This window comes from Staphylococcus sp. T93 (assembly GCF_016743875.1).
Classification (GTDB): Bacteria; Bacillota; Bacilli; order Staphylococcales; family Staphylococcaceae; genus Staphylococcus; species Staphylococcus aureus.
Genome location: NZ_CP068247.1, coordinates 1,982,251 through 2,005,566 on the forward strand (window position 1 = coordinate 1,982,251; position 23,316 = coordinate 2,005,566).

Here is a 23,316-nt window from a genome sequence, read left to right on the forward strand (position 1 = left end):
TTAACCATGTTGACGCTTCGTATTAAAAGGTCTAACTTCCGATTCAATATATTCTCTTTTATTTTCTAAAAATGGTGGTAAGGATAACCCTTCGCCTAATGTTTCATAAGGTTCATCTTCCATAAATCCTGGTCCATCTGTTGAAATTTCTATTAAAATATGCCCCACACGTGCATATAATGCTTCAAAATAGAAACGATTAACGATGCCTGAGTTATTAATACCTACCTCTTTATATTTCGTTGCCCACGCTTCTATTGCATCATGATCTTTCACACGAAATGACACATGATGTACCTCACCATAACCTTGACGTGCTGCTGGCCCTTTATCATCTTTTATTAAGATTACCTGGCCACCATTGCCTCCTTCGCCAACTTCAAGTAATGCGACATTATCTTCATGCGCAATAGTTGTCATACCGTAAACAGTCTCTAAAATATTTTTAAAGTCGTCAAAATAACTTACTTTAATTTCAATGGGGCCTAATCCATAAATCGCTTTATCTACTGGAACCGGTCCATTCTTCCAAGGTACACCAGGTGCTACCCCTTCATTTAACTCATCTGAAATTAATTGATACACTTGGCCATCGACTTCTTCAAATGGCAACACTTTTTTACCAAATAATTCTTGAATACCTTCGTGTTTAACACCAAACTCATCAAAGCGCTGTTCATAATATGTTAATGCGTCATCGTTAGGCACTCTAAAAGACGGTCTTGTAATGGAATTTGTTCCTGCCTGCCCTTTTGTAATATTTGGAAAATCAAAGAACGTCATGTCTGTACCTGCCGAACCTACATCATCTGCAAAAAAAGTATGATACGTATAAATATCATCTTGATTGACTGTCTTTTTAACTAAACGCATGCCTAGTACTTCTGTAAAAAATTTATAATTACGTTCTGCATCATCTGTCATTGCAGTAACATGGTGAATACCTAGTAATTCATGATTATTTATCATTTTATATACCCTCTTTATATTTTTAGCGCATTTATCTCGAAATCGAGATACTTTAATGTAAATTTTTAGTGCACGCCTTACACTTCTGTAGATTGTGCACTTAGTTTCTTAAACGCTTGTTGTAAGATTGTTAATTCATCCTTTGTTAACACATCAAACGCTTTTGTTAATGTCTCAGCATGCTTAGGGAAAATATCTGCCATTTGACTTTGACCTTTTTCAGTTAAACAAGCCATATATACACGTTTATCATCTTTATCCTTTTCACGTGTAATCCAACCTTTGTCCTCTAATTGACTTACAACATATGAAATGCTGCTACTTGCAATTAATACGCGGTCTCTAATACGTTGAATTGGTTGCGGACCTTTATTATAAAGCAACTCGAGCACTGCAAATTCAGTAATATTTAAGCCATATCGCTTTACGTCTTCTTTTGTAATTTGCTCTAATGTGTCTAACGCCCTATTCATTCCGACAAAAACATTGAGAGATTGTTTCGTTCGATCCATATGATCACCAACTTTTTTATTTTATTTCGATTTCGAGATAAATTATATAGCTGAATAGATTTAATGTCAAGATACGTGTTTTCATCTTCATTTCAAACTGTGCTTAATAAAAACGACTACATAGATGTGGCAATGTCGTCACATGACTGTCATGCACCTTTGACTTCGTTTAAGTTAAAATAGAATAGGGAAATACTATAATCAATCATGATAGGAGTTGATATGTATGAGTAACCTTGAAATCAAACAAGGCGAGAACAAATTCTATATTGGTGATGATGAAAATAATGCTTTAGCTGAAATCACATACCGTTTTGTGGATAATAATGAAATTAACATTGATCATACAGGCGTATCTGATGAACTTGGTGGTCAAGGTGTTGGCAAAAAACTACTTAAAGCAGTTGTTGAACACGCTCGAGAAAATAATTTGAAAATTATTGCCTCATGTTCATTTGCCAAACATATGTTAGAAAAAGAAGATTCATATCAAGATGTATATCTTGGTTAAATAAATTTTGCGATGGTGCAACTGTACCATCGCTTTTTTGTTCGCATCAATATAAAATTGCAAAACGACTAGTTATTTTGCATTTCAAACTTTATGCTATCAATTCATTTTCTTTTCTGGTATACTTTTTATACTAACTTATAGAAAAATAGAAAAAGAGGCGATGCATAATGGCATTTCACGATAAAACAGCAACACAAGTGACAAACATTGTACTGAACGTAAGAGACTTAGACTTAATGACAACATTTTACAAAAACATTTTAGGACTATCCGTTAAAAGTTCTGACGATAATACAACCGTATTATCTGTTGGGACTGGTGGCCATACTCTAACGTTACATTTATTAGAAGACGGCCGTCAGACTTCCCCACGTGAAGCAGGGCTTTTTCATATAGCATTTTTATTACCAACTACTGAGGATCTAGCTAACTTCTTATATTTCGTGGCACAAAAAAATATGGGCATCGGCGCTGGTGATCATTTAGTAAGTGAAGCTTTATATTTCAACGACCCCGAAGGTAATGGTATTGAAGTCTATCGCGATAGACCTTCATCTTCATGGGAATGGCAAAATGGCAAAGTTAAAATGGATACTTTAGAAGTTGATAGCCAAACCTTATTAACACATCGTACTGATGAAGGTTGGCAAGGAATGCCAGCAAAAGGCATGATTGGACACTTACATTTAAAAACACATGATTTAGACGCAGCATATCAATGTTACATTGAACAATTAGGATTCCAACATGTGTCTGATTTTCCACGTGCGCTATTTATGTCAACGAATCATTATCACCATCATATTGCTGCTAATACTTGGCAATCCAATCAAGCAAGACAAAACAATTCACAAAGTTATGGATTAACACATGTTGATATTTATCAACCCGACGCCTCAACACATACATTTACGGCACCAGAAGGGTTTGACATCACAGTTCATTCAAATACTGACCTTGTTCCAGAAAAATAATCATCCATACTTTATTAATACAATTTTTTCACGCAAAAGCCTGCGATTCATTTATGTAATCGCAGGCTTTTTTATTGCTAACTTTTTAATTTTATATATTTAGACATACGGTATTCTATTTATTCTTTTGGTCCAACCCATTCAATAACATCTTCATAAGCTTGGCGTGTTTTATTTTTCGGTGGCTCTTGTTGTCTGTAGCCAAATGCGACCATCACTGATAAACCAAATTGCTCAGTATCTAAGATCCCTTTATTTGCTAAAATGTCTGTCACTGTATCCAGACTAAAACCTTCCATCGGACATGAATCAATACCTAACAATGCGGCTGTCGTCATCATATTGCCTAATGCAATATACGTTTGTTTACTTGACCAGTCATACAAGGCTTGATCATTATCAGAAATATGGAAATCTGCTTGGAATGCATCGAATTTTTGTTCAACAGCTGGAATCGTTTGTGCCTCATATTTTTTAATATCTCTTAACATATGTTGTACATACGGTGATCTTGACGTTACATTTTTACGCGCAAAAATTAGCACAAAATGGCTCGCTGTATCTAATTGTTTTGCTGCGCCCCAACTGTGCGCTTTTAATTCATCACGTAACGCTTGATCTTGAATCACGACAAACTTCCAAGGTTCTAACCCAAGAGAACTTGGAGACAATCTACCTGACTCTAATATTGTTTCAAAATCTTCTTTCGAAACTTTCTTTTGTGGATCGAATTGCTTAGTCGCATGTCTGAAATGAAATGCATCCATAATTGTTTGATTCATATTGCTCATTGAACATAGCCTCCCATTTTTATATTTATTGCTATACAAATTATACTTCATGTTTTAAAAAGACTAAAGTAATCCGTTTGCAATTCACTATAACTTGTGCACATGTTATAAGTTTTCTGCAATAAAACACACTTTTGAATTTTGGGAAATTTAGTGTTATAATATATTTGTGATATTTTTCACAATTAAATTGTGGCGTGATTTTAATGTGCATAATCTTTAATTTCACTCATTTACTTTTCAATCTTTTAAAAGCGAGGTTTTTAATAATGACAAAAATTATGTTCTTTGGTACGCGTGATTATGAGAAAGAGATGGCATTAAATTGGGGGAAAAAGAATAATGTCGAAGTAACTACTTCTAAAGAGCTATTATCAAGTGCTACAGTCGATCAATTAAAAGATTACGATGGCGTAACTACAATGCAATTTGGTAAGTTAGAAAATGACGTTTATCCTAAATTAGAATCTTACGGTATTAAACAAATTGCACAACGTACTGCTGGATTTGATATGTATGATTTAGATTTAGCTAAAAAACACAATATTGTGATATCTAACGTTCCTAGTTATTCACCTGAAACAATTGCAGAGTATTCTGTTTCTATCGCCCTACAATTAGTGCGTCGCTTCCCAGATATTGAACGCCGTGTACAAGCACATGATTTTACTTGGCAAGCAGAAATCATGTCTAAACCAGTTAAAAATATGACTGTTGCAATTATTGGTACGGGTCGTATCGGTGCTGCTACAGCTAAAATATATGCAGGATTTGGTGCTACAATTACAGCTTATGACGCCTATCCTAATAAAGATTTAGACTTTTTAACTTATAAAGATAGTGTTAAAGAAGCTATTAAAGATGCCGATATTATTTCTTTACATGTTCCAGCGAACAAAGAAAGCTATCATTTATTCGATAAAGCAATGTTTGATCATGTGAAAAAAGGTGCAATCTTAGTTAACGCAGCACGTGGTGCAGTCATCAATACACCTGATTTAATCGCTGCAGTGAACGATGGTACTTTGTTAGGTGCTGCGATTGATACTTATGAAAATGAAGCAGCATACTTCACAAATGACTGGACTAATAAAGACATTGACGATAAAACATTATTAGAGTTAATCGAACATGAAAGAATTTTAGTAACACCACATATTGCTTTCTTCTCTGATGAAGCAGTACAAAACCTTGTTGAAGGTGGTTTAAACGCAGCATTATCTGTCATTAACACTGGTACATGTGAAACACGTTTAAATTAATATATATATTTAAAAGCAAAGGCGCGCCATGTGCCTTTGCTTTTTATTTTGTATATCTGTATCAAAATCGATTTGATTAAAATCCGCTTTATTTTATCATCTATTCAAATGATTTTAGTGCGCTTATTTTACTATGGCATTATTGCCTAACCTGTTTGAGATATATTAATATTTGATGATTCGTATTCAAAGTTTTCATTTAACATGTATTTAGTATCATGATAGCTGCTTCATTGATGATATACTACCTACTTTTTCAACACTTCTTGTTCGATAATCGTTAATACACCCTGCTTATCATTACTTGGAGCGACAGCAGAGGCAATATTGAACAATTCTTCATCATGACTATTTTCCATCACATAACTATGCTTAGCGAACGCTAACATATCTTTATCATTATTCGCATCTCCGAAGGCCATGAGCTCTGAAGGAGACATTTCCCATTTATCTAACAATCGTTTTAATGCCTGCCCTTTAGTCATGTTTGGCATAATAATATCAATGCTATCGTGCCCACTTGAGACAAGTTTAATATCATTGCTGAATTGCGTTGCTACTTCTTCGTCAACATTCGGATGCGTCTCACGATTAATATTAAATGCTATTTTGACATAATCATCCTCAGGTAATTGCTGTAGACTGTCAATTTCTTTTAACTGATGATAATAAAATCTCGTATCTTCTTTAAACGCTTCAGAAGTATGTTTTAAAATATACGCGCTTTTCAAACCACAGATGACGAGTTGATCAATACTTTGCTTCATATTTAAGTAATCGACAACCTGTTGAAACACCTGACGATTAAAGCTTTTATAATTATATAACTCATTGCCATTATAAATAACTGCACCATTTTCAGAAATAAAATACATATCTCTATCCCCGAAAATAGACTTCAACTTCGCATATTGATTGCCACTCGCAGCAATAAATGTAATATCTCTATTTCTAAGTTCAGTAAAAATCGCTTCAAATCTAAGTTTATCATATGTCTTTTTTGAATCTAAAAACGTCCCGTCCATATCTACCGCAATAGCCTTAACCATGATTATCCTCCTCATTGCTCTTTTAGTCGTCTTCATTATATCCATCTCATGACAAGCAATGAAGTTTGTCATACCACAATGAACCTATATTCACATTTTGAAATTGCTTTCATATATGCAAAACACATTACACTGGATATAGCATTCAGAGGCGAACATAAATTTCAGAATATTGTAAAAATATAACGATATATTTATCATTTAGACAAAATATAGTGTGATATACTAATTTATAACATCTATACATAATGTGAAAGAATTTTTAAAAATACAATTAAATATCGGTGTAATAAATCCCTTTATACATAGGAGTTGTATACATGAAACTAAATAACTATTCTTTAAAAGTTAAAAACAAACAACTAGTTGACAATTGTGATTTAAATTTCTATCTTGGTCAGATCAATCACATTGTTGGTAAAAATGGTGTAGGAAAATCTTTATTAGCTAAAGATTTCTTACTAAATAATAGTGGAAATATCCCTAAGTCCATTTCTCAAAATGTAACCTTAATATCAAGTTCATCAAATATTCCTAATGATATAACAAAAGATTTTTTATTATCATTGTTAAAATCAAAATTTGAAAACAATCGACAAACATTCGATAAGATTTATAACATACTAAACATCGAAGCAATACCGTCTAACGTACTACTAAAAAACTTGAGTGATGGTCAAAAACAAAAGCTTAAATTATTAAGTTTCTTATTGGAAGATCATGATTTAATCATATTAGATGAAGTTACAAACGCTTTAGACAAGAAAACAGTTAATGAAATTTATGAATTTTTAAATGATTTTATTCAAAGCCATCAAACTAAAACTATTATCAATATTACACATAATTTATCCGATTTAAGTGCTTTGCCGGGTAAATACTTTATTTTTAAAGACCTTCAAATAGAAGAGTACCAATCAAAAGAAGAAGTCATAAATGATTACATTAATTTATAATTGAGGTGTCCACTTTGAAATTAGAATTTAAAAAAAGTATTTCCAATAAAATTATTTACACGCTTGTTGTGCTATTCACATTCCTTTTCTTACTTGGGTATTTTTTACCAATAGGTATAGACAAAGTTAAAAGTTTAAGCTATAGCCAGTTTTTCTTCAGTTCATATACTGTTGCAACGCAATTAGGGTTCTTACTATTTTCATTTGTTATTGCATATTTTATTAATAAAGAGTATTCGAATAAAAATATCCTGTTTTATAAATTGATTGGCGATAATATCTTTACCTTCTTCTATAAAAAGGTAGCAGTGTTATTTTTTGAATGTTTAGTGTTCATAATTCTAAGTATCACTATTATTTCAATTATATATTCGGATTTCTCACATTACTTACTATTAATAATCTTATTTTCACTCGTTATCTTACAATATATCTTAGTTGTTGGAACGATTAGTATGGTTTCACCTAACATTTTAATCAGCTTAGGTATCAGCATTGTATATTGGATTGGTTCAGTCATCTTAGTTGCCATTAATAAAAATATATTTGGTATCGTTGCTCCATTTGAGGCGAGCAATACGATGTATCGTGCCGTAGAAAAAATATTGAATAACGAGTCAACATTTATGTGTCCTACTGAAATTATAAATATAGTATCATTCTTCGTTCTTCTATTTATAGTTAATACTATTGTCTTATTACTAAGTAGAAAGAGATGGTTGAAAATCGGTATGTAGTATAAAAAAGGAGCGGTATACATTGCCGCTTCTTTTTATTATGTATTTTTACAATCTCCACCAATGACACGTCGTCATTGCTACCTCATACCAAACAAAAAACAGTCTCGCAATCAAGACTGTTTTCCACTCAATATATTCATCCATTAGCGTAATAGATTATTTGACTTCTGTAGCTACAAAGATTTTACGTTTTTCCCAAACGCCTGTCTTTTCATTGTAATCATCACAAGTAATTAATGTTAATTGTTTATCTTTACCTTTTTGTTCATCTAGAACTCCTACATCTGTAGGCTTAACATCTCTTATACTTGTCATTTTATACTTACGTGTTTCATTACCAACTTTAAAGTACACCATACTACCTTTTTTGGCTGCTTTAAGATTTGTAAATTGATAGTTCGGACGGTCAATGAAAGTGTGTCCTGCAATTGAAATATTTTGATCATCTAGTGATTCATTTTCTTCTGCAAAGCTTACACCTCTATTTAATTGTTCAGGTGTTGCTGGTCCTGGATATACTGGTTCTTTAATATCAGCATCTGGAATTTCAATATAGCCTGCCACTTTCGATTTATCTTTCGGAATTTGAGGTTTAGCTTGCTGCTTTTTATCTTTACTCGCCTGTTCTTTTACATTTTTATCATATTGTTCAATCTTTTCATCTTTATCTTTATCGTGAAGATAATTATCGATATGTGGTTTAGCAAACAAATATGCTGCCACTAGGATAAGTACCACACCAGCGATTGTCATTAATCGATTTGTCCATTTTTTCATACGTTAAGGCTCCTTTTATACATTTCACAATGCCTGTTAACATTTCATATAGTATACCATTAATTTCAAAATGACTCATAGCAATTCATTTTATACTATAAAATTTACATGTATACTTTTACGTTAGATTTCATTACACATATTTGCATTCAAATAACGAAACGCTTTTAATAATTACTAAGGGGGAATTGATATGATTAGATACGCTAAAAAAGAGGATTTAAACGCTATATTAGCGATATACAATGATGCCATTATCAATACTACAGCTGTTTATACTTATGAACCACAAACCATAGACGAACGTGTCGCATGGTTTGAAACGAAACAACGTAAGCATGAGCCTATCTTTGTATTTGAGGAAAATGGAAGTGTCTTAGGGTTTGCGACGTTCGGTTCATTTAGACCTTGGCCAGCATACCTATATACAATCGAACATTCTATTTATGTCGATGCTTCAGCTAGAGGAAAAGGTATTGCTAGTCAATTACTACACCATTTAATTGTGGAAGCAAAAGCTAAAGGTTATCGTGCGCTAGTTGCAGGCATTGATGCTTCCAACAAAGCGAGTATTCAGTTGCATCAAAAGTTTGCTTTTAAGCATGCCGGCACACTGACCAATGTAGGTTTTAAATTTAATAGATGGTTAGATTTAGCATTTTACGAATTAGATTTACAAGACTAGTAATGTTTGAATCACATAATATAAACAAGACAACCATGTTAATTCCCTTAACATAACAAGCCAACATATAAAATTTTAAACTTCTCAGGGGAGTGGGACAGAAATGATAAAGAGCCACTAATGATTTATTATGTAGTGGTTCTTACACATTAGCCACAGCTAATGTGTACTTAAAAATAGGAATACATGAGTAAAACTCATGCATAAGAAATACTAATTTCTATAGAAAAAGTATTTCTTTATCGTCGTCCCACCCCAACTCGCACATTATTGTAAGCTGACTTTTCGTCAGCTTCTGTGTTGGGGCCCAAAAAGCTTGTTACAAGCGCATTTTCGTTCAGTCAACTACTGCCAATATAACTTTGTAGAGCATATTACATTGATTTACATTGTCCCTTTTATTTATTCTTTTCAAATACTATCCCCATAGCTTTGATTTAACGCTTTTTCTCAATAACAAAACGAATATAGTAGAACATGAAAACGATAATCATGCTGAGCGATAAAGATTTAAATAATAGATTGACCCACGTTCCCTCAGTCGTATATCCATATGTAATCGTTGTGTTAATGATGAATGCTATAAAGATGATTGATAGTCTTAGCATATCATCACTCCTTTTAAGTTATTTTAGATATACGGGGGCGCTTTTGCAATCACTATTTTGATTAGTATGCATTTTCCATAAATCTTTCAACTTCTTCAGAGATAATTAAGAAGCATCTATCTGGTACTAATGATCCAGACAGATGCTTCTTTTTTATCAATATTTTATTGTTATCTCATTAATTATTTTTAACCATATCTTCAGCTGTGCCAAAGATTTTACGTTTAATTGCTTCGCCAGTTGGTGTGCCTGCTAGTCCACCCAATCCAGTTTCACGTAATGATGCAGGAAGGTTACGACCAACCTTATCCATTGCTTCAATAACTTCATCAACAGGGATTCTACTTTCAATACCTGCTAATGCTAAATCTGCTGAAATTAAAGCGTTACCCGAACCAATTGCATTTCTCATAACACAAGGAATTTCAACAAGTCCGGCTACTGGATCACAAACTAAACCTAATAAATTACTTATCGCTAATGCCATAGCGTGCCCGGATGCTTCTGGTGATCCTCCGAATATAGCTACTGCTGCAGCTGCGGCCATTGCAGATGCTGAACCAACTTCAGCTTGGCAGCCACCTGTTGCACCAGCTACACTTGCATTGTTTGCTACGACACGCCCAAACAATGCTGAAGTGAATAAGAAATCAATCATTTGCTCTTCTGTTAAATCATGTGTTTTTTCTAATTTAAAAAGTGCACCGGGAATGGTACCCGAGGAACCAGCTGTTGGCGTTGCACAAATAATACCCATCGCAGCATTGACTTCATTTGTTGCAATGGCACCTTTGACTGCGTCAATCATTTCATATCCAGACAAAGCATGATGTGTTTCATTATAATCACGTAGTTTAGCAGCATCATGACCAGTGTAGCCCGTTACACTTTCAACCCCATCACCTGTCGTCCCTTTGATTACTGCGTCTCGCATGACATCTAAATTTTGTTTCATTTGCGCTCGCACTTCATCACGTGATTTACCGCTTAATTCCATTTCTTCTTTAACCATGATATCCGCAAATGACATATTATTTTCTACGGCATAATCTATAGTCTCTCTAATTGAATCAAACATGTTTATTCCCCCTCTAATTTATATAGGAAACGTTTACGTCACTGTATTTCTCTTTAATTGTATTTAATGTTGATTCTGAGATTGCTTTATTTAATGGTATTACAACCAAGCATTTATCTTCATCTATCTTAATAAATTCATCTTTACAGTCTAATTTCATATCGTTGATATCATTGATGAAATGATTTACTTGTGCTTTAGTCATATTTCCGTCAACAACTAAAATTGGTAATCCATGATTTAAATCTACTTCTAGTCCATTTATATGAATACCTTTAATTTTAATTGTACCACCACCGATTGAAATACCGATAATTTCAATGTAGCGACCATCATTACGAGATGATTTGATATAAGCACAGTTTGGATGTTGACCAATACTATCGCCTTCTTCTTCGATGATATCTATTTTAATACCATCATCAGCTGCAATTTCTAATGAAGATTTAATTCGGTTATCAAATGTTGAATATCCCATTGCTCCACCCACAATAGCGACATCTGTACCATGTCCTTGGTGTGTTTGAGCAAATGATTCATAATAATGTATTTCAATATTTTTAGGAATATCTCCCAATATTGCGCGTGCTGAATTCCCAATCTTTACTGCACCAGCCGTATGAGAACTTGAAGGGCCCATCATAACTGGTCCGATAATATCGAAAGCACTTTGATAATCATAGCTCTTTGCCATAATTAAACACTCTCCTTAATATGATTCTTTTTGCTCGGCATTTTAAAGTTGATATTCATTAAATTAAACTTATTAATTAGTGTTCCAATAATATAGGCTAAGACAATGCTGACAATAATCACTGTTGCGATTGTTACAATTGATGTCACTGCATTATTAAAGCCAAACAATACGATGGCGCCTGCAATTGGTGTTGCCATACCTTTGACACCTATTACTAGTCCGCTAAATGTCACGATACATGCGTTGACGACCCCAATCAGTGCATTTGTACCATATAGTTGTACTGGATATTGCGCTATTAAATCAATTTGCGTCAATGGCTCAATACAAACTGCAAATGCTTTTGACGGTCCACCAATGTTTAATTTTCGGAATAAAATAAGGTTAACAAATGAGCTACCTGTACATGTTAGTGCTCCAATAGCCATAGGAACACCTGTCAGTCCTAATAAACTTGTTAATACCATTGAACTTAGCGGTGTCATACCTGTAACAGGAATCACTAGTCCTAAAATGACCGCTAATGCATATGGATTGTTATCACCTACCGCAGTGACAGCACTACCTATTTGTTTTAATGTTGCTAGCACACCAGGTGTAATGATTGATGCAAGTCCGAAAGCAATTGCTGGTGCAAATAAGATCACCACAATTAAGTCCAAGCCTTCTGGAACTTTCTTTTCAATCCATTTAATTAAAAAAGCTACGCCATAAGCTGCGATGAATGCTGGTAATAATTTAAAGTCATGTAATACTAAACCAACAATGACCGCAAATACTGGTGCAACGCCTAAGTTTAAGCACGTTAGAATACCTACTGCGATACCGCTTAAACTTCCTGCTAAATCCCCAATATCTTGTAGAAATTTAATATCAAATACGCCACCAATAGCATAACTTAAGAATGCTTGTGGTAGAAATGTCGCACAAGCTGCACCGGATAATGCTTGTAGTCCTTGTTTACCGTACGGTGCATACTTTAAAAATAGCGTCATGATCACTAAAACCAAGACTAATGTGCCTACACCTAACAGAATATCCATTTCCCAAAAACCTCTCTCTATGTTTATTTTATTTTCAGACCATAAACATCGTACACCCTTAAGAAAACGTTTTCAACTTTTATCTGTTATCAAATCAAATATTTAAGTGAAATATTTCATATTTGTGAAAGATTTTTAAAATGGATTGTTTCAAAAACTACTTATGTTGTCGTTAATATTTACTAATTAACTTTTTACTCTATATTTCAAACAGTTGTGTGACAGTTTTTTGATAACTTTTTTACATCTGAAAGTAAGTAATATTTCTAAAAACTTTTAATATTTATACACTTTATCTTTCGAGCTATTTATTTTTTGTTTTTGTGCTGTGTTTATAAAACCGCACACTATATTCAAAAATAACTTATTACACATATATTTGCAATAAGATAATTAAAGTAGGATATTATTTTTAGTTTTCTGATAGGAATGATGATAGTCTATAGGTTGAATCTTTACTTTTTTTTAAAGCTAAATTTACATCAACTTAACAATGGTTGGTTATACTGAAGATGAAAATATTTAGTATAACTTAGTGGAGGCGATAAAGGTGCAATTGAGTCATTCCGTTAAAGTTGCAATTTCTATCTATTTAGCACTTATCTTTATAACGTTCACTTCTTATTTAGTCATTATTTTATATACGAGTATGACTGGACATGATGTATCACATTTCGTGTTAGATAGTCAGCATTCTCATCATGGATCTCTTACGCAAAAACATTTGAGTCTTCCTGAAATCTCATTTAAATAGTTTATCCTCTGTGTTTCAACATTCATTTCCCATATCGATTCATTTATCTATCATCTAGACCACTACATCTTAGATGATTTTTTTATTTTCTCATTTCACTCTTTCTTAAAAGTCGATATAATGAATTAAATCATTATCATACACCGACATATTTTATGTTGTTGGTGTTAAGTTTTAAAGGGGTGAGATACTTGGCGAATAATCATTCAGCTTTGCGTTTAAAAGGAATTATACTTGCCATTGTCGGTGCTTGTTTATGGGGATTAGGTGGTACTGTTTCTGATTTCTTGTTCAAATATAAGAATATTAATGTCGATTGGTACGTCACTGCTCGACTTGTAGTCAGTGGTGTTTTCTTACTTATTATGTACAAAATGATGCAACCCAAACGTTCAATATTTAGCGTATTCCAAGATCGACGTATGTTAGGCAAATTACTTATCTTCAGTATACTGGGCATGTTAGTAGTACAATATGCTTATATGGCATCTATTAATACAGGTAATGCTGCGATTGCAACATTACTACAATACATTGCGCCAGTTTATATTATTATTTGGTTTGTCATAAGAGGCGTTGCAAAACTAACATTATTTGATGTGCTTGCTATTATCATGACACTATTAGGAACATTTTTATTATTAACAAATGGTTCATTTTCTAATTTAGTCGTCAATCCTGCAAGTTTATTCTGGGGTATTTTAGCTGGTGTAGCACTCGCTTTTTACACAATTTATCCTTCAGACCTACTTAACCGCTTCGGTTCGATTCTAATTGTCGGGTGGGCAATGCTTATTTCTGGTGTTGCGATGAATTTACGCCATCCAATTTGGCACATTGATATCACTAAATGGGACATATCAATTATATTATTTTTAATCTTTGGTATTATCGGTGGTACCGCACTCGCATTTTATTTCTTTATCGACAGTTTACAATACATATCAGCGAAAGAAACAACATTATTCGGAACTGTTGAACCTGTCGTAGCCGTTATCGCAAGCAGTCTATGGTTACATGTGGCATTCAAACCATTTCAAATCGTAGGCATCATTCTTATTATGATTTTAATTTTATTACTATCACTTAAAAGACAACCTGAAACATTAGATGAATAAGAAAACTCTGATAATCACTTTAGCAAGTAACTATTATTTAACAACGTAGTTACCTTATAGGTGATATCAGAGTTTTTTATTTTAGTTAATAATATTTTTCACTTGGTATAAAAAGCGTCGTCGCTCTGGTATCGGAAATACTGGATAAATATGGAATTGGTAATATCCAGGTATAAAGTCATGTTCGATACCTTTCGCACTCAACAATTGCGATAAGTTCAAAGCATCTGGGTACAGTACTTCTTTTGTACCAACAGTTAATGTAATACGACCTAAACCATCTAAGTCACCATTAATTGGTGATACTTTGTAGTTATCTAAAGGTGTGTCCCCTGCCCATTGTTCAGCTAAGAACACACTGCCATCCACACCTACCATTGGGTCTTTCTTTAAGTAGTCAGGAATTTCAGGATGCTGCATCGTTGCATCTAAAACTGGTGAAATTAATACAATATGTCCTGGTTGCACAATATGTTTTTCTTTTAACAATTGAGCAAATGATAAAGCAATTTGACCGCCCGCAGAGTCACCCATTACAACGATTTGTTTAGAATCTGCTACTTGATTCAATAAATCATGGTACAACTTTTCAAAAAGCACATACGTCGCTTGATAATCTTGATGCGGAATCTTCGGATATACTGGCATGATGACTTTAGCATTGAGTGTTTCTGCAAGTTCATCAATAAATTCGAAATGAATTTTGAGTGGGTCTTGGAACCATGCGCCTCCATGTGCATATAATACAACGCGTTGATGCTTATCTTGTTTATCGTTAACGGTATAAACGGTTGAACCGAAGTGCTTATCCACTTTTACTGGCATCTTAAACTGATAATTGGTTCCCTCATATTCGCCTGCTGTCTGTGGCGCCATTTTTTCTAATGCTTTCATCGCTTCTTCTTTATACATAAAACGACGCTTAGCTCTAGATAATCGTATACCTTGTTCTAACATATAACTTTTCACACTGCGTTTTTCTTTAATTCTAATATGTGCGTATGCTGCAACTAAAAATCCAAACGCAAGTGTAGACCATTTTTTACGCATTTGTCGTCACTCCTCTTTGATGATTTCTACTATAGTTCTACTGTACCATGCTGATTCTAATTACTACCAATATTTACTGGGAAATAAGTTATGATGTCTACATAATCTTAGCAATGCTAATCATTTGCGATATTAATGCTCATCGACATCGTTATTTACACTATCATTCATTTGCTTAAGATGATGTTCAAAACGTTGCATATCGATAAAACGCCCTTGACGATGCATTTCTTTTCCATTCATAAAAATTAAATCCACAGGTACAGTGAAAATATTTAATTCTCCAGCAATAGCTTCCACCTGACTTTGATTAATCACAGCTAATGGCACATTGGGATATGATTGCATCAAGTCTTCAATTTGTGGTAAAACGGCATGACACACGCTACACTGATCGCGCATGACATGTACAACTGCTAACGGATATTGATGAATAAATTCACGGAATGCTTCGACACTATTTAATTGCTTAACCATTTCGAACACCTTCTTACTTTTTATATTTTAAAATGAAGTCATTATTTTGTTGCTAAAATGTCTTGAAACACTTGTGGCACAGAGGTTATCTTCTTATCACTCAATCTGTAAAAACCGCCTGTCTGTGTACCAATACAATGCACGCCATGTGCGGACACAATTTCAAACTGAAACACCCATTTCATCTTGCTTGCTTTAACTAAGTAAATACGACCTACTGGTTTGTCATGTATTGTGACAGGTACTTTATACTCTGCTTCCGTTTTCATAAGTATAGGTGAAATGCCTTGATTGATCATTGTTGAGTAATTCATGTGCTGATTAATAAACGCTGTTCTCAAATCTTCGAACCATCTAATATAAACGATATTACTAACGACACCCATCGCATCAATGTCGTAACCATTCACTTCGATTTCTTTCTCTGCAACTAATAGACCTTCTGTTGTCATAATGACAAATCTCCTTATCTTACAAATAGATTTAAAATCATGTTAATTTATTTTTATTACTTTCATGATAAAAATACAAGCAATTGAACTTTATTACGGAAAATCAAACTTTTCAATGAGACTATTAATTTGGCTAGTCGCGAAGATGCATTTTTCTAAAATGTGACAAAAACATAAGCAATGTTTTCTATATCTAACACTAATATTTAACTTATTATCATCAACACACCTGCTATACATCATTGCGCACTAAAAAGGCAGTAGCTTCATTTTAAGCTACTGCCTTTTGTAACGTATTCTCTTTCAACTCGCTACTTCGCATACGCACTACGAATGACTAAAAGTTCATTCATTTGATATGCTGTTTCATTTTTAATCATTATTTGACTGTCATAATTAGCTTACCTGGATCAGCATCTTGTACATCTTCAATGACAAGTTCTTTATTTTCAAGATTTGTAATAATCATTGGTGTAACGATGCTTGGTGCGTGTGCTTTCAAGTATGCTAAATTCACTTTCATTAATGGTTGACCTTGTGTTACTTTTTCATCAACGTTAATCAGACTTTCGAATCCTTCACCATTCAGTTTCACTGTATCGATACCAATATGAATAAGTACTTCGACGCCACTTTCAGATTCTAATCCTATCGCATGTTTCGTAGGGAAGATTGTTTTCACTGTACCATCAAACGGTGCTACAATTTCACCTTTTTCAGGGATAAAGCCAACACCATCACCCATCATTTTACCAGCGAATACTTGATCAGGTACTTCTGATAATGGAATGATTTGACCGATACCTGGTGCATAGATGTCTGTTGTTCCAAGTGCTTCTACGTGAACTGGTTCATCTGACATTTCTTCAGTCACTGTCGTTTCACTTGGTTTCGTAATTTCACCACTCATAATCTTGGCCATATCATGTTTAATTTGATCTGATTTTGGACCAAAGATAGCTTGCATATTGTTTCCAACTTCTAATACACCTGATGCGCCTAAAGCTTTAATACCTGCTACATCTACTTTTGATTTATCAACCACTTCTACGCGTAGACGTGTAATACATGCATCTAAATGTTTAATGTTTTCTTTTCCACCCATTGCATCTAAGACATCAAATGGTAATTTTGCGACACTAGAGTTACGAATTTCAGTTTCTTCATCTTCACGACCTGGTGTTTTCAATTTAAACTTACGAATTGCAAAGTCGAATAAGAAGTAATACACGATAGCATATACAATACCGACTGGAATAACTAATAATGCGTGTGAACGATCCCAGTTTAATAAACCATATAAAATATAATCTATGAAACCACCTGAGAATGTCATACCAATTTTAACGCCTAATAAATGCATTACTAAGAATGATGTACCAGCTAATAATACGTGAATTCCATAAAGTACTGGTGCTACAAATAAGAATGAAAATTCTAATGGCTCAGTGATACCAGTTAAAAATGCAGTTAATCCTGCTGATAACATTAAACCACCCACGACTTTTTTACGTTCTGGTCGTGCATTTTTATAAATAGCAAATGCCGCCGCTGGTAAACCAAACATCATAAATGGATATTTACCAGTAGTAAATGCACCAGCAGTAAATGGTACGCCATCTTTCAATTGTGCCATCCAAATACGTTGGTCACCACGAACCAATTCACCTGCGTGATTTGTATAACTTCCGAATTCAAACCAGAACGGTGAATAGAAAATATGATGTAAACCAAATGGAATTAATGAGCGTTCAATAATACCGAATATAAACGTTGTTAATGTTAAATTTTTATTTAATAAGAAATTCGATAAACTATTTAATCCATCTTGAATTGGTGGCCACGCAAAGCTTAAAAGCACACCTGTTGCGATTGCTACGACCGATGTCACAATCGGTACAAATCGTTTACCTGCAAAGAATCCTAAAAATGGTGGTAGTGTAATATTATAAAATTTGTTGTAACACCATGCGGCTAAAGCACCCATGATAATACCACCAAACACACCCGTTTGTAACGTTGGAATACCTAATACTAAAGCATGTGCTGGTTCTTTCGCTGCTTGACTTAATTCTTTTGCCCCTTTGGCATATGAGAAAATGTCATCAATTGTAATGTGCAACACTTTCCCCATTGTTGCATTCATAATTAAGTAACCTACTAGCGCTGCTAATGCTGCAACACCGTCTCCTCCTGCTAATCCAAGTGCTGTACCAACTGCAAATAATAATGGCAAGTTATCAAATACAACTTGTCCTGCTGCTTCCATGACCGACGAAATCATTACAATGATATCGTTTTTTAACCATGGTGCAATTTCTACTAATTGTTCGTTGTGCATTGCGTTACCAAACGCTAATAAAATACCAGCTGCTGGTAAAATCGCAACAGGTAACATTAATGCTTTACCGATACGTTGCAATTGTCCAAACAATTTCTTAAACATATAAACATCCCCTATCTCAATTTCCGCTTCCATGTACAAAAAAAGCAGGCATGAACAAACAAGACTATTCTCATAGTGCGGTTGTTTGCTCATGCCTGCATTACCAGTAACACGCAAGTGATATCTAATTCATAGCTATTATACATATTTGTAAAAGCGTTTTCAACAACTTTTTCACAATTTTATCATCAATTCAGTACGATCATTTGTGATAAATAAACAAAACGGCAATTCCCATTTTGTTGAAATAGAAATTACCGTTTTTATAGTTCAATTCAATTGTGATAACCTTTAAATCAGTTATAAGAAACGTTTTGCTGCCACTGAAATTGGTGGAATTTGATCTAAATCTAAATGTTTATCTTCAGTAATTGATCTAAATGCCCACTTACCATAACCAAGCGCTTCTTCATTTACAATTTTACCTGGTAATGGCGCAGCATTAGGATCAACATATACATCTACAATCGTTGGTACATCTTGTGCTAATGCCTCTTCGACTATAGCATCTACTTCGCTAGCACTCTTAATTGTATAACCTTTACCACCTGCTGCCTCAGCAAATTTTGCATGATCCATATCAGAAAAATCAACTGCATATTCTAATTCACCAGCTGCTTGTTGTTCATATTTAATAAATGCTAACTGTTTGTTATTAAGTACAAATACAGTTAAAGGTAAATCATATTGTACTGCTGTAGCGAAGTCTTGCATTACCATTTGGAATGCACCGTCACCAGCAATTGCGATGGCTTGTCTATTTGGATATGCAATTTTTGATGCAATTGCACCTGGAAGACCGCAACCCATTGTACCTAACCAACTTGAAATGATGAACTTGTTATTTACACCAAGGTTTAAGTATCGAGTTGACCAAACTGTTGCTGTACCTACATCTGCTGAAATCACTGCATCATCTTTAATAAATTTATTGATTGATGCCATTAATCGTTCTGGACGTAATGGTTTACTATTATTATTTTTATCTTGTTCCATCCATTTATCCCAAACCGCTTTACGTTCTAACGTTTTGTTTAAGAATGGTCTTTCAGCAACATGTTTAATATTTTCAGTTAACTGATGCAACGCAATTTTACTATCTCCAACAATTCCTACATTAATATTGAAACGATGTCCGATATTTTTAGGATTTGTGTCAATTTGAATGGCTTTAATATTTTTCTTAGGTAAGTAATCCACATATGGATAGTTTGTACCAACCATAATTAATAAATCCGCTTCCTGCATTGTTTGATAAGATGTTTTGGTACCGATTTTACCTAAGTTACCGATACTATATGGATGATCATCCGGCAAGATTGTTTTAGCTGGTAATGAATGAATGACAGGAATTTTAGCCATTTCAATAAATTCACGTAGCTCATCTTTCGCATGTTTCGCACCTACACCAATTAACATGACAGGCTTTTTACTTTTATTAATTAGTTTAACCGCTTTTTTGATGTCTTTATATTTTGGTGATACTACTGTTGGTCTTGATGTATCTACTGGTTTATTCGTTGTATCTTTAATTTTTTCAGTTAATAAGTCGTTAGGACAAATAACAACAGCTACACCTTTTTGTTCATATGCCGTACGAATTGCTTCGTTAACGATTTCAAACACATTGTCACCTTTTTCAATTTGGTGATTATAAACGGCTACATCTTCACATAATTTTTGTAAATTTGTTTCTTGGAATGCTTTCGTTCCAAGTGCTGTACTATTCGTTTGTCCAGATAATATTAATTGCGGTACATTATCCATTTTGGCATCATACATACCATTTAATAAATGAATTAAACCAGGGCCACCGATACTTAATGCCACACCGATTTTACCAGTTAATTTTGTGTAACCAGCAGCCGCTAAGCTTGCTACTTCTTCATGACGTACATGATAAAATTTAAATTGATCTCTCACTGTACGTAAACTATCGACTACTGCGTCGATTGAGTCTCCTGGAATACCATACAAGTGATCTATATCCCATGCTTGTAATGCTTTAACTAATGCTTCATTTGCTTTTATTTTTGCCATTATTACTAATAGCCTCCCTTTCTGTCTATCATTTTAAATATCTAAATTAATAGAATAATAAAATTAGAACAGGTATTAACACTGAACTAATAACTGCAGTTAAAATCATCCCAATTGAACTAAATGCACCGGATTCAATATCCATTTCTAGTGCTTTAGCTGTGCCAAATGCATGTGACGCATTCCCATACGTTAATCCTTTGGCGATAGAAGATTCAAATCTTCCAAATCTTAATAACATCGAACCTAAAATACTACCGATTAAACCCGTTGTGATAATAAAAAGTACGGTCATCGTATCTGTACCACCTAGTTCATGTGACACTTCGATACCTACTGCGGCTGTTATAGATCGGGGCAATAACGTTACAATGACGTCTTTAGAATAGCCAAATGCTTTAAGTGTTAAGAACACTAACATGAAATTCAGCATGACGCCAGTTAATACACTTGCAAAAATGATAGAGACATTGTCTTTAATTTTCTCTCTATTTTTATAAAGTGGGTACGCTAAACATACGACCGTTGCGTTTAAAATATGGTTGATCCAACTGCCACCTTTCATATACCCGTTATAACTAATTCCAAAGATAAGTAAGACAAAAATAATTCCTAAAGATGCAATTAATGCTGGATTCAAAAATGGGTTCGGATATTTTTGTTGTAACCTTTTAGCGAAATAATATAAAACGACAGTCAACAAAATCATTAATAAGGCTTGCACGTAATCATTCATAAGCGTCTACACCTTTACGATGTTTATGTTTAACAGACATTTTTTCAGCAATATAACCTGAAGATAATGCAACGATACATGTTCCTATGATAATGACTGCGAAAAAGAGTATATAATTTAGCGTAATTTCGGAAGCAACATCCATAATACCTACAACTGACGGTATGAAGAAAAAGACCATCGTCTTTAATAAAAAGTTTGCACCGTCTTCTACCCAAGTTAGCGGTACAATCTTAAATTGTAATAGTAAATAAAATAAAAATAGACCAACAATACTGCCGGCTAAGGGAAGATGAAAAATCTTTTGAATTTCTGTGCCAATATAAGTAATCACAATGATGATTCCTAGTTGTAGTAGTAGTTTGATTATTAATTGGACTTTGTGCATGGCGCCATCCCTTTCTAAATATGTCTAAATTGTTACAATAACTATTATAAAGATGGCGTACACAATATAAAAATACTCTTTTTTTATAGTTTGTATTACTATTTTCTATGGAAACGCTCTCTAAATTTCACTTCATTTTCACAAAAAAACACTCATTATTTCAATGACCCACGTAATGATGCGCCTTAAATAATGAGTGCTTTATTAATATGTTAGCCTAAACGGTCTTTCAAAAATTCTATCCATTTCGTTGTGGCATGACTTAATTGTTTATCCTTCTTCCAAACAACACCTAATTCCCAATGTACATGAGCATCTTCAATGCGTAGCAGCTTCACATCTCCATTTAGTTGCTCTGAAATTGATGTTGGTAAAATACTAATACCTAATTCATTCGTAACTAAATCTTCTATAACATGCCATTGTGAAATTTGCGCTACAGTATTCGGAACAAAGCCAACGTTTTTAGCATTTTCAATAATTTTATCATTCAAGTAAAAGTCTTTATTAAATAAAATGAAGTCTTCACCTGCTAAATCTTCGAGTTTAACAGTTTCATATTTTGCGAGTCGATGCTCTCTGCTCACGATAAGTCGCAAATCTTCCTTATCTAGGGTAGTATAATCGAAAATATGATGATCGACTGGCAAAGTGGTCACGCCTATATCTACTTCATCATTGATAATTTGCTGTTCAATTGTTTTACCGCCATTTTCTATCAAATTATATGTAACATTTGGATATTGTTGATGGAATGCACCAAGAATATTGATAAGAATCTTCATATTCATGACTGCCGACATGCCCATGTTTATATGTCCTGTTTCCAGTCCATTCAAGCGTTCCATTTCAGATGGTAAATAATCATACAGTGCAACAATTTCTTTACTTTTCTCATAAAAAATTTGACCTGCATCGGTAAGAATTAAATGTCTTTTACTTCTATCAAATAAGGGCGTGCCCATTTCATTTTCAATATCTTTAATTGCTTTACTAATTGTAGGTTGTGCAATATATAATGATTTGGAAGCATTAGTCATGCCTCCTTGCTTAACGACTTCAATAAAATATTTCATATGTTTGATATCCACTAACATCATCCTAACTATTTCAACACGTTTATTTCATTATACACAACTTCTTAAACATTCAATAAATTTAGATTTATAAAATTGCTTTATAAAAAGTTTTATGTAAAAT

Annotated in this window: 26 protein-coding genes; 8 read left to right on the top strand and 18 right to left on the bottom strand. The window is 33.7% G+C overall.

Annotated elements, in window-relative coordinates; genetic code table 11:
- Positions 1 to 969, bottom strand: coding sequence for a ring-cleaving dioxygenase MhqE (gene mhqE, locus JG553_RS09835; RefSeq protein ID WP_000609348.1), 969 nt, complete (start codon positions 967 to 969; stop codon positions 1 to 3).
- Positions 970 to 1,046: 77 nt separating this feature from the next.
- Positions 1,047 to 1,481 carry a MarR family transcriptional regulator MhqR gene (gene mhqR / locus JG553_RS09840; protein ID WP_000376235.1) on the bottom strand — a complete coding sequence of 145 codons (435 nt, stop codon included), beginning with the start codon at positions 1,479 to 1,481 and terminating at the stop codon, positions 1,047 to 1,049.
- A 226-nt stretch (positions 1,482 to 1,707) separates the two neighbouring features.
- Between mhqR and JG553_RS09845 the strand changes: the two genes are divergently transcribed.
- Both JG553_RS09845 and JG553_RS09850 read left to right on the top strand, forming a co-directional pair.
- Positions 1,708 to 1,992, top strand: coding sequence for a GNAT family N-acetyltransferase (locus JG553_RS09845; RefSeq protein ID WP_000067115.1), 285 nt, complete (start codon positions 1,708 to 1,710; stop codon positions 1,990 to 1,992).
- A 170-nt stretch (positions 1,993 to 2,162) separates the two neighbouring features.
- On the top strand, positions 2,163 to 2,969 hold the full coding sequence (locus JG553_RS09850) for a VOC family protein (protein WP_000863985.1): 807 nt from the start codon (positions 2,163 to 2,165) through the stop codon (positions 2,967 to 2,969).
- Positions 2,970 to 3,088: 119 nt separating this feature from the next.
- Here the strand turns inward: JG553_RS09850 and JG553_RS09855 are convergent, their stop codons facing one another.
- Positions 3,089 to 3,760 (bottom strand): NAD(P)H-dependent oxidoreductase, encoded by a 672-nt coding sequence (locus tag JG553_RS09855; RefSeq protein WP_000069101.1) that lies wholly within the window; start codon positions 3,758 to 3,760, stop codon positions 3,089 to 3,091.
- Between the two features lie 269 nt (positions 3,761 to 4,029).
- Here JG553_RS09855 and JG553_RS09860 point away from each other — a divergent pair, with 269 nt between their 5' ends.
- Complete coding sequence (locus tag JG553_RS09860) at positions 4,030 to 5,022, top strand: D-lactate dehydrogenase (RefSeq protein WP_000161536.1); 993 nt, start codon at positions 4,030 to 4,032, stop codon at positions 5,020 to 5,022.
- Positions 5,023 to 5,270: 248 nt separating this feature from the next.
- Here the strand turns inward: JG553_RS09860 and JG553_RS09865 are convergent, their stop codons facing one another.
- A complete protein-coding gene (locus JG553_RS09865) occupies positions 5,271 to 6,071 on the bottom strand; it encodes a Cof-type HAD-IIB family hydrolase (protein ID WP_000237517.1) in 801 nt (266 codons plus the stop codon).
- 320 nt (positions 6,072 to 6,391) lie between these two features.
- Here JG553_RS09865 and JG553_RS09870 point away from each other — a divergent pair, with 320 nt between their 5' ends.
- Together JG553_RS09870 and JG553_RS09875 are read left to right on the top strand one after the other, a co-directional pair.
- Entirely contained in the window at positions 6,392 to 7,027 is a 636-nt protein-coding gene (locus tag JG553_RS09870; protein ID WP_000773921.1) for an ATP-binding cassette domain-containing protein, read from the top strand.
- Positions 7,028 to 7,032: 5 nt separating this feature from the next.
- On the top strand, positions 7,033 to 7,764 hold the full coding sequence (locus JG553_RS09875) for a peptide ABC transporter permease (protein ID WP_001795485.1): 732 nt from the start codon (positions 7,033 to 7,035) through the stop codon (positions 7,762 to 7,764).
- Positions 7,765 to 7,923: 159 nt separating this feature from the next.
- Here JG553_RS09875 and srtA read toward each other — a convergent pair whose 3' ends face one another.
- Positions 7,924 to 8,544, bottom strand: a complete 621-nt coding sequence (srtA, locus tag JG553_RS09880; protein WP_000759361.1) for a class A sortase SrtA — start codon at positions 8,542 to 8,544, stop codon at positions 7,924 to 7,926.
- A gap of 193 nt (positions 8,545 to 8,737) precedes the next feature.
- Here srtA and JG553_RS09885 point away from each other — a divergent pair, with 193 nt between their 5' ends.
- On the top strand, positions 8,738 to 9,229 hold the full coding sequence (locus tag JG553_RS09885) for a GNAT family N-acetyltransferase (RefSeq protein WP_000621927.1): 492 nt from the start codon (positions 8,738 to 8,740) through the stop codon (positions 9,227 to 9,229).
- A gap of 437 nt (positions 9,230 to 9,666) precedes the next feature.
- Here the strand turns inward: JG553_RS09885 and JG553_RS09890 are convergent, their stop codons facing one another.
- The 5 genes from JG553_RS09890 to JG553_RS09910 all read right to left on the bottom strand — a co-directional run bounded on the left by JG553_RS09890 (position 9,667) and on the right by JG553_RS09910 (position 12,655).
- Positions 9,667 to 9,837 (bottom strand): hypothetical protein, encoded by a 171-nt coding sequence (locus tag JG553_RS09890; protein WP_001549802.1) that lies wholly within the window; start codon positions 9,835 to 9,837, stop codon positions 9,667 to 9,669.
- 61 nt (positions 9,838 to 9,898) lie between these two features.
- The gene (locus tag JG553_RS09895) at positions 9,899 to 9,997 is read right to left on the bottom strand and encodes a hypothetical protein (RefSeq protein WP_001789909.1); all 99 of its coding nucleotides are present in this window, start codon (positions 9,995 to 9,997) and stop codon (positions 9,899 to 9,901) included.
- An 18-nt stretch (positions 9,998 to 10,015) separates the two neighbouring features.
- Complete coding sequence (sdaAA, locus tag JG553_RS09900; protein ID WP_000460421.1) at positions 10,016 to 10,915, bottom strand: L-serine ammonia-lyase, iron-sulfur-dependent, subunit alpha; 900 nt, start codon at positions 10,913 to 10,915, stop codon at positions 10,016 to 10,018.
- 13 nt (positions 10,916 to 10,928) lie between these two features.
- Positions 10,929 to 11,609: an L-serine ammonia-lyase, iron-sulfur-dependent subunit beta gene (gene sdaAB / locus JG553_RS09905; RefSeq protein WP_001140234.1), complete on the bottom strand. Its 681-nt coding sequence runs from the start codon at positions 11,607 to 11,609 to the stop codon at positions 10,929 to 10,931.
- A gap of 2 nt (positions 11,610 to 11,611) precedes the next feature.
- On the bottom strand, positions 11,612 to 12,655 hold the full coding sequence (locus JG553_RS09910; RefSeq protein ID WP_000353634.1) for a PTS sugar transporter subunit IIC: 1,044 nt from the start codon (positions 12,653 to 12,655) through the stop codon (positions 11,612 to 11,614).
- A gap of 550 nt (positions 12,656 to 13,205) precedes the next feature.
- Here JG553_RS09910 and JG553_RS09915 point away from each other — a divergent pair.
- Both JG553_RS09915 and JG553_RS09920 read left to right on the top strand, forming a co-directional pair.
- Positions 13,206 to 13,409, top strand: a complete 204-nt coding sequence (locus tag JG553_RS09915; RefSeq protein WP_001177186.1) for a hypothetical protein — start codon at positions 13,206 to 13,208, stop codon at positions 13,407 to 13,409.
- Between the two features lie 182 nt (positions 13,410 to 13,591).
- Entirely contained in the window at positions 13,592 to 14,527 is a 936-nt protein-coding gene (locus JG553_RS09920; RefSeq protein WP_011447074.1) for a DMT family transporter, read from the top strand.
- A gap of 81 nt (positions 14,528 to 14,608) precedes the next feature.
- Here JG553_RS09920 and JG553_RS09925 read toward each other — a convergent pair whose 3' ends face one another.
- The 8 genes from JG553_RS09925 to cidR form a co-directional block, all read right to left on the bottom strand.
- Positions 14,609 to 15,577, bottom strand: coding sequence for an alpha/beta hydrolase fold domain-containing protein (locus tag JG553_RS09925; protein WP_001228162.1), 969 nt, complete (start codon positions 15,575 to 15,577; stop codon positions 14,609 to 14,611).
- A 132-nt stretch (positions 15,578 to 15,709) separates the two neighbouring features.
- On the bottom strand, positions 15,710 to 16,054 hold the full coding sequence (locus JG553_RS09930; RefSeq protein ID WP_000240662.1) for a thioredoxin family protein: 345 nt from the start codon (positions 16,052 to 16,054) through the stop codon (positions 15,710 to 15,712).
- Positions 16,055 to 16,095: 41 nt separating this feature from the next.
- Entirely contained in the window at positions 16,096 to 16,506 is a 411-nt protein-coding gene (locus JG553_RS09935; RefSeq protein ID WP_000206033.1) for an acyl-CoA thioesterase, read from the bottom strand.
- A gap of 379 nt (positions 16,507 to 16,885) precedes the next feature.
- Positions 16,886 to 18,952 carry a glucose-specific PTS transporter subunit IIBC gene (gene ptsG, locus JG553_RS09940; protein WP_000473675.1) on the bottom strand — a complete coding sequence of 689 codons (2,067 nt, stop codon included), beginning with the start codon at positions 18,950 to 18,952 and terminating at the stop codon, positions 16,886 to 16,888.
- A 300-nt stretch (positions 18,953 to 19,252) separates the two neighbouring features.
- Entirely contained in the window at positions 19,253 to 20,992 is a 1,740-nt protein-coding gene (locus JG553_RS09945; protein ID WP_001062658.1) for a pyruvate oxidase, read from the bottom strand.
- A gap of 46 nt (positions 20,993 to 21,038) precedes the next feature.
- Positions 21,039 to 21,728, bottom strand: a complete 690-nt coding sequence (locus JG553_RS09950; RefSeq protein WP_001001019.1) for an LrgB family protein — start codon at positions 21,726 to 21,728, stop codon at positions 21,039 to 21,041.
- Positions 21,721 to 22,116 (bottom strand): holin-like murein hydrolase modulator CidA, encoded by a 396-nt coding sequence (gene cidA / locus JG553_RS09955; RefSeq protein WP_000549734.1) that lies wholly within the window; start codon positions 22,114 to 22,116, stop codon positions 21,721 to 21,723. Before cidA ends, JG553_RS09950 begins: the two co-directional genes overlap by 8 nt.
- A 212-nt stretch (positions 22,117 to 22,328) precedes the next feature.
- Complete coding sequence (gene cidR / locus JG553_RS09960; protein ID WP_000351761.1) at positions 22,329 to 23,207, bottom strand: cidABC operon transcriptional activator CidR; 879 nt, start codon at positions 23,205 to 23,207, stop codon at positions 22,329 to 22,331.
- Positions 23,208 to 23,316: the final 109 nt, after the last annotated feature.